This is a genomic window from Sorangium sp. So ce426 (genome assembly GCF_051475585.1).
In the GTDB taxonomy this organism is placed as follows: Bacteria; Myxococcota_A; Polyangia; order Polyangiales; family Polyangiaceae; genus Sorangium; species Sorangium cellulosum_B.
On record NZ_CP150341.1, the window covers coordinates 12,830,977 to 12,844,351 of the forward strand.

10 protein-coding genes are annotated in these 13,375 nt (G+C 71.4%); 8 read left to right on the plus strand and 2 right to left on the minus strand.

Going from position 1 to position 13,375, the window contains the following annotated elements:
• Nucleotides 1-68 precede the first annotated feature (68 nt).
• Complete coding sequence (locus tag WMF44_RS48255) at nt 69-1,280, plus strand: hypothetical protein (protein ID WP_437296795.1); 1,212 nt, start codon at nt 69-71, stop codon at nt 1,278-1,280.
• 143 nt (nt 1,281-1,423) lie between these two features.
• Nucleotides 1,424-2,755, plus strand: a complete 1,332-nt coding sequence (locus tag WMF44_RS48260) for a phosphoribosyltransferase family protein (protein ID WP_437296796.1) — start codon at nt 1,424-1,426, stop codon at nt 2,753-2,755.
• A gap of 82 nt (nt 2,756-2,837) precedes the next feature.
• On the opposite strand, the gene WMF44_RS48265 is transcribed toward WMF44_RS48260, so the two are convergent.
• Entirely contained in the window at nt 2,838-4,334 is a 1,497-nt protein-coding gene (locus WMF44_RS48265) for a hypothetical protein (protein ID WP_437296797.1), read from the minus strand.
• A 279-nt stretch (nt 4,335-4,613) separates the two neighbouring features.
• On the opposite strand from WMF44_RS48265, the gene WMF44_RS48270 reads away from it, so the two are divergent.
• The 6 genes from WMF44_RS48270 to WMF44_RS48295 all read left to right on the plus strand — a co-directional run bounded on the left by WMF44_RS48270 (nt 4,614) and on the right by WMF44_RS48295 (nt 12,843).
• Entirely contained in the window at nt 4,614-5,156 is a 543-nt protein-coding gene (locus WMF44_RS48270; protein WP_012241655.1) for an inorganic diphosphatase, read from the plus strand.
• A 204-nt stretch (nt 5,157-5,360) separates the two neighbouring features.
• Nucleotides 5,361-5,495 carry a hypothetical protein gene (locus WMF44_RS48275; RefSeq protein WP_437296798.1) on the plus strand — a complete coding sequence of 45 codons (135 nt, stop codon included), beginning with the start codon at nt 5,361-5,363 and terminating at the stop codon, nt 5,493-5,495.
• A gap of 343 nt (nt 5,496-5,838) precedes the next feature.
• The gene (locus tag WMF44_RS48280) at nt 5,839-7,575 is read left to right on the plus strand and encodes a DUF1592 domain-containing protein (protein ID WP_437296799.1); all 1,737 of its coding nucleotides are present in this window, start codon (nt 5,839-5,841) and stop codon (nt 7,573-7,575) included.
• Between the two features lie 51 nt (nt 7,576-7,626).
• A complete protein-coding gene (locus tag WMF44_RS48285) occupies nt 7,627-8,949 on the plus strand; it encodes a DUF1552 domain-containing protein (RefSeq protein ID WP_437296800.1) in 1,323 nt (440 codons plus the stop codon).
• A gap of 100 nt (nt 8,950-9,049) precedes the next feature.
• Nucleotides 9,050-10,339: a DUF1552 domain-containing protein gene (locus tag WMF44_RS48290; protein WP_437296801.1), complete on the plus strand. Its 1,290-nt coding sequence runs from the start codon at nt 9,050-9,052 to the stop codon at nt 10,337-10,339.
• A gap of 137 nt (nt 10,340-10,476) precedes the next feature.
• Entirely contained in the window at nt 10,477-12,843 is a 2,367-nt protein-coding gene (locus WMF44_RS48295) for a methyltransferase domain-containing protein (RefSeq protein ID WP_437296802.1), read from the plus strand.
• A 12-nt stretch (nt 12,844-12,855) separates the two neighbouring features.
• Here the strand turns inward: WMF44_RS48295 and WMF44_RS48300 are convergent, their stop codons facing one another.
• A complete protein-coding gene (locus WMF44_RS48300) occupies nt 12,856-13,308 on the minus strand; it encodes a nuclear transport factor 2 family protein (RefSeq protein WP_437296803.1) in 453 nt (150 codons plus the stop codon).
• Between the last annotated feature and the right edge of the window lie 67 nt (nt 13,309-13,375).

Sequence of the window (13,375 nt, forward strand, 5' to 3'; positions counted from 1 at the left end):
CTCACCCTGTGCGTTTCCCGGGGCGCCTCCATCGATATCGCGCTTCGAGCTCGTGATAGCCTGTCGCAATGCCCAAACCGCGCGGTCGAGGGACATCGGCCGAACCCAGGCGCACCGTCAAGGCATCGAGCGGATCCGCGCGCGCGCGGCGTCATGGCAAGGCGGGTGAGCGCGCGGGCGCGAAGGCGGGCCCGCCGGCCGCGCTGCGCGACGGGCAGGAGCGGGCGCCCGCGAGCTCGCGCGCCAGGCCCAGGAAGGCGAAGGGCGCGACCTCGCTCGTGGAGGCCGCCGTCGCGAAGCGACCGGCAGCGCCGGGCAAGCGCGCGGCGGCCGAGCCACCGGCGGCGCCGAGGATGCGCCCCGCGAGGGCGCGCGCCGGCGAGCAGGCCGGCGCCGCGCCGCCGAAGCGCCGACCCCGGAACGCGAAGGCGAAGGCGAAGAGCGGAGCGGACGACGCGGAGTTCTCGCCGCCCCGGCCGCCTGAGCTCGACTGGGACGACACGCCGTCCGAGAGCGCCGAGGAGGCCCTCGCCCAGCGCTGGGCGGCGCGGGGGGAGGAGCTCTTCCAGCAGCTCGAAGGTCACGGCGCCGCGCTCCACGAGTACCGCGCCGATCTCAAGGAGGGGCGCTTCGTCTGGATCGCGCCGAGCGGGCGCGTGTCCGCCGAGGCGAGCGCGCGCCTCCTGTGCAGCTGGTCGTGCGCGACCTCGGTCCTCGTCATGGCGTGGGCCGACCCGCTCGCCAGCGGCGCCGGGATCGGGCGCATCGACGGGATGCCCGCGGAGCAGGACGGCATCGACGAGCAAGGCGCCTGGCAGATCGCGATGAGGGCGGCCGACGCCTGCGACGCCGCCTACCTCTATCGCGTGTCCTCGCCGCAGGCCTGGTACTTCCTTGCGCTCGACGGGCTGACGTTCTCACCGAAGCGCACGTTGTTCCATCCGGGCGCGCCGGTCTGCCTCGTGCTGCGCGCCATCGGCGAGGTGCGCGAGGCGATCGCGTCCCGCGCCGAGCCCGCCGACGTCGTGCGCGACAGGATCTCGGCGCTCAGCGACTCGCTGTTCCACCAGGCCAGATATGCCTATCGCGACACCGATTGGGTCGCGCGCCTCGACCGGACCGGCTCGTGCCTCTCGCACCTCGCGAAGCGCATCCCGCGCGCGGGCTTCAGCGCGATCGCCGCGGGCCAGCGCATCGACGAGTGGCTCGAGCGCGAGCTCGCGCTCGAGCTGATCAACGCGCTCTCGCTCATCGAGGACGAGTGGAGCCTGTTCGGTTGATGGGGCGCTGACGGGCGCGGCCTTGCCCGTACCGCGGTCGACCCGCGCCCTCGTCGCGTCGCGCGCGGCCGAGCCCGCGCCGCGCGCGCCCCGCGGCACCGCTCTTGAAGGGGTCGCAGGAGCGGACGTGAGGGGAGGGGGCGATGGGGCGAGCGAAGCTGTTCGAGGATCGGAGGGACGCCGGGCGCAGGCTCGCGCAGCTGCTCTCGGGGTACAGGAGCGAGGCGCCGCTCGTGCTCGCCCTGCCGCGCGGCGGCGTCGAGGTGGGCTACGAGGTGGCGCGCGCGCTGGGCGCGCCGCTCGATGTGTGGATCGTGCGCAAGCTCGGCGCACCCGGGCAGCCGGAGCTCGGCGTGGGCGCGATCGCCGAGGGGGGCGAGGTGTACATCGATCGGGGCCTCGTCGGGCTGCTGGGGATCTCCGAGGCGGAGCTCGCCGAGATCGCGGAGCAGCAGGCCGCCGAGGTGGAGCGCGGGGTGCGCCGGTACCGGGGCGACAGGCCGATGCCCCGCGTCGAGGGGCGGACGGTGATCGTCGTCGACGACGGCATCGCGACCGGCGGGACCGTGCGGGCCGCGCTGCGCGACCTGCGCAAGCGCGCGCCGAGGCGGCTCGTGCTCGCCGCGCCGGTCGCCGCGCCGTCGAGCCTGTCGTCGCTCAGCCGCGAGGTCGACGGCGTCGCTTGCATCGAGGAGGACCCGGCCCTCCAGGCGATCGGCGCCTACTACGAGGATTTCTCGCAGACGTCGGACGACGTCGTCGCCACGCTGCTCGCCGAGGCGCGGCGCGAGGTCCCGCGGCCGGAAGGGGCGGAGCGGCCGCTCTTCGTCGAGGCAGGGACGGCGGCGCTGCCCGGGGACCTCGCGATCCCGGAGAGGGCGGGCGGCCTCGTGATCTTCGCGCACGGCAGCGGAAGCAGCCGCAGGAGCCCTCGCAACCGCTCGGTCGCGGAGGCGCTCTGGCGGTGGGGGTTGGCCACGCTGCTCTTCGACCTGCTCACCGACGAGGAGGAGGCGGAAGATCGCCGGAGCGCCCACCTCCGCTTCGACGTCGATCTGCTCGCGCGGCGGCTGCTCGGGGCGACGGACTGGGCGCTCGCGCGCCCCGAGCTCCGTCACCTCGCGGTCGGCTACTTCGGCGCGAGCACCGGCGCGGCGGCCGCGCTCATCGCCGCGGCGGCGCGGCCGCGCGCCGTGGGCGCCGTCGTGTCGCGCGGCGGCAGGCCCGACCTCGCGGGCGCGGCCCTGGCGATGGTGCGCGCGCCGACGCTGCTCATCGTGGGCAGCGCGGACACCGAGGTGCTGGCGCTGAACCAGGCCGCCCTCGACGACCTCGCGGGCCCGCGCCGCCTCGCCGTCGTGCCTTCCGCGACGCACCTGTTCGAGGAGCCGGGCGCGCTCGCGGCGGTCGCTCGGCTCGCCGGCGAGTGGTTCGCGCAGCACCTGATCGCGCGAGGAGCCGAGGCGAGGGCGTGACGCGCCGGCCGGCGGCCCGCGCGGGCCGAGGCGAGCGCGCCCGCTGGCCGCCGCCCGGCGCGCGCGCTGGCCGGCGCGGCGCCTACCTGGAGAGCCAGACCGTGTACGCGTGCGGCATGAACGGCGCGTCGTCGGGATCGAAGGGGAGGCTGCGGATCATGCTCCCCGCGTTGACGCCCACGACGAGCAGCCCCGAGAGCCCGTCGAGCCCCACCACCGTGCGCTGCGCGCGGCTGCTGCCGAAGACCCCGGCCACGTCGACGCGGCCGGCCTCGGCGCCCTGCGCGTCGACCTTCACGATCGCCCAGCGGAACAGCGCGGGCAGCTCCCAGTCGGCCACGAAGGTGATCTCGGCCGTCTTGAGATCCGGCCGGGCGGCCGCGCTCTCCGCCGAGAGATCGAGCCAGAGGTACGTCGCGCCGGTCGGCTCGATCGGGCGCAGGGGCGCGACCCGCCGCGGGAGCGTGGCGTAGGGCAGCGACCACTCGAAGCGAACCCGGCCGAAATCGCCGAAGCGCGCGGCGTCGGAGAGGTGCGCGCCGTCGCTGCGGCTGCCAAGGAACGCTCGCGCGACGGCGAACTCGAGGAGCAGGTCGTCGAGGTCCTCGCCGCGGGATCGCAGCGACGCCCGGAGCGCATCGAAGGTGTCGGGCTCGGCGTGGAAGCGCGCCGCGCCCGCGGGCGTGGACTGCGCCGCGATGGCGAGCAGCGACGTCGCGACCTGCGCCGGCGTCCCGGTGCCGTACGCGTCGTCGAGGTACCACGGAAAGAGCAGGCCGCCGTCGAGCGCGCCGAGCGCCGCGCCGGTGAGCGCCCGCTCGGGCGCCCGCTGGAAGGCGTCGACCGCGGCGAGCTCCTCGGCCGCGCAGGGCGCCGCGATGGCGGCGAGGTAGCTCGCCGTCATCGCGATCGCGCCCTCCTCCGCCCCGGCGTCGAGGCGCATGGCGACGGCGGCTCCGAGCGCGTAGGCCGCGTCGGACGCGCTCGCGCACCCGCCGCGCCCCGGCGCTGCGACGATGGCGAACGCGCTCGCGGCGTCGAACCGCTCCCCGAGCGCCCGCAGGTCGTACCCCACGCGCGTCGGGCCGCGGCGCGGGCCGCGCTCCAGGTAGAGATCGTACGCCGGGCCGCCGCCCCGCGCGCCATCGGGGAGCGGGCGCGGCAGACCGAGCGCGTCGTAGGCCCGCATCGCGGCCTCCAGGTGGGTGAGGCTCTCGAGGAGGGCGGCGCCGGGGACGTCCGCGGGCGCGTGCACGCAGACGGGCAGCGTGAAGGAGCAGGCGCGTTGTCGAACGTCGCGCTCGCCCGGGCGCTGCACGGGCGAGACCACGGGTCGGCCCTGGGCCGGCGGGGCGGCGGCCGCCGAGGCGCCGTCGTCCGAGGGCGCCCCGGCCTGCGCGCTCGCCACGGGCGAGGGCGGCCTGGCCGACGGCGCGTCCGGCGCGCGCGCCGCTGCCGCTGGAGGGCCGCCGAGGGCCGCGCCCAGGGCGAGCACCACGAGCGCCCAGGGCGCGGTGCGTCGCAGCGCGGGCGCTCGCCTTGGTCGCGCGGCTGGGGCGCGTGTGGGGAACGGTCTCATGGGGAGCGCACCTGGTATCCGGAGATCCGCCGGCGAGTCTGCCCCGGCGGCTTCGCGCTAGCTCATCGCACGAGCGACCGCCCTTGCCCATGCTCGCCGACGTCGGTCCTGCGCCCCCGCCGGCCCGCGCCGGGAAGGCCCCGGCGGCGGCGTGGCTCATCTCGCTCCAGAGCGGGAATGCTGGGGTGTCTGGACCCCGATCTCACCGGATCGAACTCCTGGTATCGTGTTCGCCCCTCGCCCGCCTCCCGGGCGGGGGCGAAAGCCCAGGACGATTCAATGACCCATCCGCTCCACGACATCTTGCTCCCCGACAGCCGACACGACTTCTTCCCCGTGGTGATCGAGATCCCGAAAGGATCGAAGTGCAAGTATGAGCTCGACAAGAAGACCGGGCTCTTGATGCTCGACCGCGTGCTCTACTCGTCAGTGCACTACCCGGCCAATTACGGCTTCATCCCCCAGACGCACGCGGGCGACGGCGACCCGCTCGACGTGCTCGTCCTCATGCAGGAGCCGGTCGTGCCGCTCACGATCGTGAGGGCGCGCGCCATCGGCGGCTTCTTCATGCGCGACGACAAGGGGGTCGACGACAAGATCATCGCGGTCGCCGTCGACGACCCCTCCGTGGCCCATTACCTGACCCACGAGGAGCTGCCGCCGCACGTGACCAAGGAGCTCATGCGGTTCTTCATCGACTACAAGACGCTCGAGAACAAGCTCGCAGAGGTAGATACGATGTACGACAGGAACCGCGCCCTGGAGGTCATCGAGGAGTCCGTCGCGAGCTATCGCTCGATCAGCGCCTGGTCCAAGGGCTGACGCGGCTGGCCCTGGGGCCCGGTTGCAGCGGCGCACGGATGGATCGCGGAAGCGGTGGATCGCCCTTCCTGGACCCCTCGGCGTCCACCCCTCGCAACCTTCGAAAAAATCCAGAAACCGGGCATGTCGGCACGGGGTAACCCCGCGAGAACACTCGGCACGAGGGTTGCTTTACCGCCCGCCGTGGATCGCTTCTCGACGCTCATGGACGACGAAGACCTTGCCCAGCGGCTCGCCCAGAGCCCTGAGGTCGAAACGCGCCTGGCGATCCAGCGGCTCCGGTTCGACCTCGGATCCGGTGGGAGGTCGAGCTCTCTGGCGTGGCGGGTGACACCGTGAGTCGGCTCAACGCGGAGCGTCGAACTCGACGTCGCTCCGGGGAGAGCCACCAAGGGCCCACCATGACGCATGCAGGCGAGCGGGCAGGGCAAAGACGCTGAAAACGACGCTGAAAACGATTCGAACGCGGCCAACGCAATCAACGCAAACAACACGAATGACGCGGACGATTCGGTGACAGGCCAGTGACAGGCCATTGAAGCGCGCGGGTATGCGCATGGATTATCGAGGCGACACCGCTTGATCGGGGCTTGACAACATGAGAGACATCAGCTTTTCTCAAGCAATGATGAGCACGCTTAATAGCTTAGTTTCGGCGAAAGCGTGTCGCCGCTACTCCGCAGTGGCGCTTCTCCTCGCCGGCCCGCTCGGTTGCCTGGGCAACCTCGGCAATACCGACGGGACGCCCTCCGAGACCAGCAGCGGCAGCGGCAGCGGCAGCGGCACCGGAAGCAGCAGCAGCGGCGGCGACGCTGGCGGCCCGCCGATAGGCGACCCGCCGGAGGTGCCCCCGGAGATCCCGGAGGTGTCGGAATGCGAGGTCGCGGACAAGAGCACCCCGGGCCCGCGCGTTGTGCGTCGCCTGACGGTGGATCAATTTGAGGCCACTGTCCGCGATCTCTTCAAGGACCAGTCCGTCGCCCTCCCGAGCATCTTCAACGATCCGCAGGTGCTCGGGTTCTCGGCCGACGCGAACGCGCTGGTGATCCGCGACCTGACGGCCCAGCAGATCATGGATTGGGCCGAGACGACCGCCGACTGGGCGGTGACGAACAAGCTCTCCAGCATCACCACGACGACGTGCAGGACCCTGGACGCGAGCTGCCGGACCGAGTTCATCCGCGACTTCGGCCGCCGCGCGTTCCGCGACAAGCTCACGGACGAGCGCGTCGCGTCCTACGACGCGCTGTTCGGGGCGGAGGCGTCGTTCGAGGACGGCGCCAAGGTGGTCGTGGGCGCCATGCTGCAGTCGCCGTACTTCCTCTATCGCCACGAGATCGGGACCGAGGCGAGCGGCTCGGGCGTCTACGAGCTCACCCCGCATGAGATCGCGAGCAACCTCTCGTACTTGCTGACCGGGACCATGCCGGACGAGGCGCTGCTGCAGGCCGCCGACGCGGCCGCCGCCCAGGGCGCCAACCTGACCAGCGAGCAGATCGCCCAGCACGCGCTGCGCCTGCTGGAGGACTCGGCGACAAGGCCGCTCGCCGAGAAGGAGATGATGCGGTTCATGCGCGGCTGGCTCGAGCTGAACCGCCTCGTCACCGCGGTGAAGGACAACACGGTCTTCGATCTCACGGACGCCCTGCGCAAGGACATGATGGCCGAGACGCAGGCGCTCGTCGTGGACACCGCGTTCAACCAGAACGGCACGTTCGCCAACCTCCTTCAGGCGGACTACACGTTCATCAACGCCAGCCTCGGTTCGCACTACGGCATCAACGGCGCCGGGGGCACCGAGCTGACGAAGGTGACGCTCACCCCGGGGCAGCGCGACGGGGGCATCCTGGCCCACGGCAGCTTCCTGACGGGGCATGGCAGCGCGAAGCTTTCCTCGCCGACCCAGCGCGGCAAGATGGTCCGCACGCGGCTCCTCTGCCAGCCGCTCGAGCCCCCGCCGCCCGGCGTGGATCCGAACGTCAAGCCCCTGGAGACCCCGGCGACCACGCGCGAGATGGTCGAGCAGCACACGAAGGCGGAGTACTGCGCGGGTTGCCACAAGTACACCGACAAGATCGGCGTCGGCTTCGAGCACTACGACACGTTCGGCCGGTGGCGGAACGATGAGAACGGGATCCCCGTCGACGTGACCGGCACGGTCGTCGAGCCGCCGACCGGGGAAGACTACAATTTCAGCGGCGTGACCGAGCTGGCCGACTACCTCGCGGCGAGCGAGGACGTCAAGGCGTGCATGGTCCGTTACTGGTCGTACTACGCGTTCGGCGGCACCTGGGAGCAGGACGGCTGCACGTACGAGAAGGTCCAGGAGGAGGCGGCCACCGAAGATTTCCGCCTCAAGAGCGTGTGGCTCGCGCTGACGCGCGCGCCGCACTTCACCCGCAGAGTTCAAGGTCCGTGACCCCACGGCTGCAACCCAAGAACAGATCGGTAGCGAGTGAAAGGATCGGTCATGCGCAGCCACAGTCGTAGGAAGTTTCTCAAGGGTGTCGGGGCCAGCCTGGGGGCCAGTCTTCTGTTCTCTCCCTTCTATGAATCCATCGCCAACGCGGCTCCCGGGAAGAAGCCGAAGCGGCTCCTGATCTTCTTCACCATGGGGACGGCCCCCTCGATCTGGAAGCCCAAGAGCGTCTCCGGCGAGACCCCCACGTTCAGCGAGTCCACCTCGCCGCTCGAGGAGGTGAAGGAGCACATCGTGATGCTGGACGGCCTCCCCAGCGGGAGCCCCAGCAACAACCACGGGTCCGCCGACGGCCTCACCGGGATGGGCTATTACAGCAACGGCCCCTACGGGCTGATCTCGGTCGACCAGTACATCGTCGAGAAGCTGAAGGGCAAGGGGCTGTCGACGCCCATCCCGTCGCTCCTGCTCGGCGCCGCCGTCGAGGGCGGCAAGACGGGGTTCTACAAGGGGACCAACCTGTCGCCCATCGGCTCCCCCACGTCCGCCTACTCGACCGTGTTCACGGGCTTCACGCCGTCCAACAACCAAGGCAACAACGACAACGGCGCCGCCGAGGCCCTGCTGAAGCGGCGCAAGAGCGTCCTCGACAACCTCATGAAAGAGGTCACGTCGCTCAAGGGAAACCTGGGGAAGGAGCAGCAGTACAAGCTGGATCTGCACCTCGATTCGATCCGCCAGCTCGAGCAGCGGCTCTCGAACACGATGACCCCGGGCGGAGATGGAGGGACGGGCGCCTGCTCCGTCCCGGGGACGCCGAGCGGCGACATGAGCAATGGCTTGAAGGCCAACCAGCTTCATCTGGATATCATCGTCGGCGCGTTCGCGTGCGATATCACCCGCGTCGCCTCGATCCAGTGGGGCTCGGATCAGATGATGAACGCGAACCTGAGCGAGATCGGGCTCAGCGGTGAGGAGCATAACGGCATGATCCACACCGGCGCTCCTGCGCACCTCGACCTGATCAAGCTCGAGAAGTGGCTGCACCAGCAGTTCGTGGGCGTCATCAAGAAGCTGAAGGCGACGCCCGAGGCCGACGGCTCCGGGACGCTCCTCGACAACACGCTCGTCGCCTGGTGCCGTGACATGGGCGACGCGCCGAACCACACCCAGAACGAGATGAAGTTCGTCCTGGCGAGCGGCAACGGCGGCTACCTGAAGACGGCCCCTGGCGGCCGGTTCATCAAGAGCGGCGAGCGGCACGAGCGCGTGCTGCTCAGCCTGTGCGACGCGATGGGCGTCACGGACTTCTCCGGCTTCGGGGATCCGGCTCTGGGCAGCAAGTCGCCGCTCCCCGGCATCGCCGCGACCTGACACCGAGGACGCGAGGCCGCTCGCCGCGACAGGTGCGCCCCCACGCACCTGTCGCGGCGAGCTCCGTTGGCGCGAGATCGGTAGCGTGAGAGGGTCGTTCATGCGCAGCCATCGTCGTAGAGATTTCCTCAAGGGGCTGGGGGCCAGCGTCGGGGCCGGCTTCTTGTTCAACCCATTCCTCGACTCCGTCGCGGAGGCGGCGCCCGGCCGGAAGCCCAAGCGGCTCCTTCTGTTCTGCACGATGGGGACCGCGCCATCGATCTGGAAGCCCACGAGCGTCTCGGGCGAGACCCCCACGTTCAGCGAGTCGACGTCGCCGCTCGCGGACGTGAAGCAGCACGTCGTGCTCGTGGACGGCCTCCCCAGCGGGAATCCGGGGAACAACCACGGCGCGCCCGACGCCCTGACGGGGCTCGGCTTCAGCGACCCCGCCAAGCTGATCTCCGTCGACCAGTTCATCGCGGACAAGCTGATCGCCGCCGGCACGAAGACGCAGATCCCCTCGCTCTTGCTGGGCGCCGAGAGCACGGTGAACGGCGGGCGATCGCCGTATTATCGCAAGGACAACCTGCCGGGCATCGCCTCTCCGACGTCCGCCTACTCCACCCTGTTCGGCTCGGCGATCCCGTCGAACACGTCGTCAGACGATCTCTTGCGCCGTCGCAAGAGCGTCCTCGATCACCTCAAGAACGAGATCAAGGCGCTCGAGGGGAACCTCGGCTCCGAGCAGAAGTACAAGCTGGAGCTGCACATCGACTCGATCCGGCAGATCGAGGAGCGGCTGGCCAACGCGTCGTCCGGCCAGACAGGCGGCTGCAGCGTGCCGACGAAGCCCGCTACCGATCCGGCCAACCCGCTCCAGGCCAACCTGCTCCACATGGATCTCCTCGTCGGCGCGTTCGCGTGCGACCTCACCCGGGTCGGCGCGATCCAGTGGGGCTCGGATCAGGCCATGAACGTCGATCTCCCGGACATCGGGCTGAAGGGCGACGAGCACGGCGCCATGATCCACACGGGCGCGCCGGCGCATCTCGACCTGATCAAGCTGGAGAAGTGGCTGTCGCAGCGGTTCGTCGACCTCATCAACAAGCTGAAGGCGATCCCGGAGGCCGACGGCTCCGGGACGCTCTTCGACAACACGCTGATCGCGTGGTGCCGCGACATGGGCGACTCGCCGAACCACAACCAGAACGAGATGAAGTTCGTCCTGGCGAGCGGCGAAGGCGGCTATCTGAAGACGGCCCCTGGCGGCCGGTACATCAAGAGCGGCGAGCGGCACGAGCGCGTGCTGCTCAGCCTGTGCGACGCGATGGGCGTCACGGACTTCGCCGGCTTCGGCGATCCGAACCTGCGGTCCAAGTCGCCGCTTCCGGGCCTTTCGGCCAGCTGAGGCGGCCGGAGCGCCGCTTCTTCCCGGCGCGCGCGCTCCGGTTCCCCGCGACCGCCGCGTCGCTCCCGGGCGCATGCGCGCCCTCGGGCGCACGCCGCCGTCGACCCCCGTCCCGCGCCCGGCGTACACTCGTCACCATGACGACGCGCGCGCCGGCGGAGTACGAGGCAGATCAACGGCGAGACGACCTGTCCGCGTACGCGCGGTACCTGTCCGCGATGGACGCCTCGATGCGCCAGAAGGTCGCGCTCACGGCGGCGCACCTCCTGTGCGAGGGCCGCGTCGCCGACATGGGCATGGGCTCGGGGCAGGGCAGCGCCGCGCTGGCCCAGCTCTACCCGCGCCTCGAGGTCATCGGCGTCGACATCGATCCGACGGTCGTCGAGCTCGCGCGCCGCGCTCATCAGCAACCGAACCTGGGCTTTCAGCTGGGCGACATCGCCAGGACGGTATTCCCGCCGGAGAGCCTCGACGGGATCTTCGACTCGTCGGTGCTCCACCACGTCACCTCGTACGGGGGCTACCGCCACGCGAACGCCGCGGAAGCGCTGGCGGCGCAGGTGGAGCAGCTCTCGCCGGGCGGGGTGCTCGTGGTGAGGGACTTCGTCGATCCCGGGCCGGAGGCGGTGTTTCTGGACGTGCCCGCCGAGGACGGCGACGACGGCCGCGATCCCCGCAGCGCCTCGACGGCGGCGCTGCTCGAGCGGTTCGCGGGTGAGTTTCGCTCGCTCTCGCCGGAGCCGGGGTTCCCGCTGGCGCGCGCCGCGAGCGAGCCCTCCGGCGCGCTGCCCGCGCCGCGCCCGGGGTGGCGCCGGTACCGGCTCGCCCACAAGCATGCTGTCGAGTTCGTGCTGCGGAAGGATTACCGCGCTGACTGGGAAGCCGAGGTCAAGGAGGAGTACACCTATTTTTCTCAGGCGCAGTTCGAGGCGCTCTTCGCCCGGCTCGGGCTGCGGGTGCTGTCGTCGACGCCGCTGCGCAACCCCTGGATCGTGCGGAACAGGTTCGTCGGTCGCTTCGAGCTCCGGGACACCACGGGCGCCCGACTGCCTTATCCGCCCACCAACTACCTGATCGTCGGAGAGAAGGTGAAGGCCGGTCAAGGGGTCGCGTTCCGGCTCGCGCCCGCGGAGAGCGCCCGGCAGTTCTTGCGGATCGAGCACCACCAGGATCGGGCGACAGGGCAGGTGTTCGACCTGGCGGCGCGGCCGCACCCCACGCTGGACATCGTGCCGTTCTTCTTCGCGGGTGAGACGGCGTATGTGCTGGCGCGGACCAGCTATCCGCGGCCGATCGCGCGCGCCTGCCGCGAGGAGACGCCTCCCCTCGACGGCAGCGGGCCGGCGGACTACCTGGCCGAGCCGATCGCGGTCGTGCAGACCGAGTTCCCGGTCGGGCACACGGTCGAGCATGCGCTGGAGCGGGCGGCCGGGGTGCGGGCGGCGGCGATCCAGCGCATGATCCCGGGCACGACGTACTACCCATCGCCCGGCGGCATCCTCGAAGAGGTGCGCTCGATGCTGGTGGAGGTCGAGCCCACGTTCGTGAACGCGCCCTCGGAGAACGTGTCGGGGTTCGGCACCTCGGGGCGCATCCGCGCCATCGAGGCGCGCCAGCTCCTCCGCGCCGCGCAGGTCGGCGGCCTGCCCGACGCGCGGCTCGAGCTGAACGTCTACGACCTCCTGGCGCGCTTCGGCCTGCCGTTCGGGCCGTGGATCGGCGACGAGATCCCGCTCGCGGCGGCCGGCGCGGGCGCCGCGGGCGGTGCCGGCGCCGGCGACGTCGCCGACGACGGCGGCGTGGCCGCCGTGCGGCCGACGTCGCTCGCCGCGCTGCTCGGGCGCCCGAGCCGCCGGAGGTTCTCGCGGGTGGACCCGAGCGCCAGCGCGGGGTTCCTCGAGGTGCGGCGCGCGCGCTTCGAGGAGCTGACCGCGGACGGCGGCGTGGTGGCCGCGCGGGAGCTGGAGTACGTGGTGCCTCGGCCGCTCGGGGTGCTCACGGTCTCGGCGGCGCTGCTCGCGCGGGCGCCGTCGGGGGAGATCGTGCTCGGCGTGGACGACCACGATCTGCCGGCCGCCCAGAGCTTCTCGGGCAACAGCGGCATCCTTGTCGCGCCGGCGTGGCGGCTGCCGCGGAGCGTGAGCGCGCTGTCGGCCGCCGAGGCGTTCGTGCGCGAGCGGCTGCAGGCCGAGTACGGCGTTCGGGTGGGGGCGGCCGTCGAGCTCGGCGGGGCTTACCGCCCTTCGCCAGGGCTGACCCCGGAGCTGGTCCAGCCGCTCGCCTTCGTCGTCACCGCGGCGCCTGCCTCGGCCGGCGCGCCCGCCTCGGCTGCCGCCGTGCCCGAGCTCGCGCCGGGGTCCGATGCCGCTCGGCGGCTCTCGTGGGTGCCGCTCATCGAGCTCGTCGCGGGGCGAGAGCGCCTGCCGGACGGCCACCTCCGCGTCGCGGCCCTGCGCGCGGCGCACGCGCTCGGCCTGGCGATCGCGCCGCCCCACCCGCGGTGACCCGCGGCGGGCTTACCTGAGCGCTTCCTCGAACATGTTCGTGTTGCCTGTCTGGTACGACATCTCGAACCTGACCCTGGAGATCTTCCAGCCGCCTGCGTGCCTGGCGAGCTCATAGCGGTAGTGGCCCGCGACAAGCCAGTCCTCGCCGCCCGGCGCGCGCGCGAACCGATGGTGGGCGCGGACATGGCACTCCACGACGGCGTGCTCTCCTTTCACCTCGATGTCGAGGGGGCCGAGGAAATGTTGTGATGCGTCGATCGCGTCGTGAAACTTGCTCCATCCCGCGAGCAGATCGTCCGCCGTCTGCTCCTGCGGCTCGCCCCCGAAGACCGACGTGAAATCGGCCACCACGACGTCGGCATAGAGGCCGCGGAGCTCGGTCCAGCGCCGCTTATCGATGTGGTGGGCGATCCGGACAACGACATTCTGGATCGCCTGCACGTCACTCAACTCTCGCGTCATGGTCGTCCTTTCGTCGCGTGGAGCAGGAGGCGCCGTGCTCCGTGGCGAGCTCTCTCGAGCCGTTCCT

Coding starts and splice junctions, on each gene's coding strand:
- WMF44_RS48255 (WP_437296795.1), top strand. CDS start 69: ATGCCCAAACCGCGCGGTCGAGGGACATCGGCCGAACCCAGGCGCACC.
- WMF44_RS48260 (WP_437296796.1), top strand. CDS start 1,424: ATGGGGCGAGCGAAGCTGTTCGAGGATCGGAGGGACGCCGGGCGCAGG.
- WMF44_RS48265 (WP_437296797.1), bottom strand. CDS start 4,334: ATGAGACCGTTCCCCACACGCGCCCCAGCCGCGCGACCAAGGCGAGCG.
- WMF44_RS48270 (WP_012241655.1), top strand. CDS start 4,614: ATGACCCATCCGCTCCACGACATCTTGCTCCCCGACAGCCGACACGAC.
- WMF44_RS48275 (WP_437296798.1), top strand. CDS start 5,361: ATGGACGACGAAGACCTTGCCCAGCGGCTCGCCCAGAGCCCTGAGGTC.
- WMF44_RS48285 (WP_437296800.1), top strand. CDS start 7,627: ATGCGCAGCCACAGTCGTAGGAAGTTTCTCAAGGGTGTCGGGGCCAGC.
- WMF44_RS48290 (WP_437296801.1), top strand. CDS start 9,050: ATGCGCAGCCATCGTCGTAGAGATTTCCTCAAGGGGCTGGGGGCCAGC.
- WMF44_RS48295 (WP_437296802.1), top strand. CDS start 10,477: ATGACGACGCGCGCGCCGGCGGAGTACGAGGCAGATCAACGGCGAGAC.
- WMF44_RS48300 (WP_437296803.1), bottom strand. CDS start 13,308: ATGACGCGAGAGTTGAGTGACGTGCAGGCGATCCAGAATGTCGTTGTC.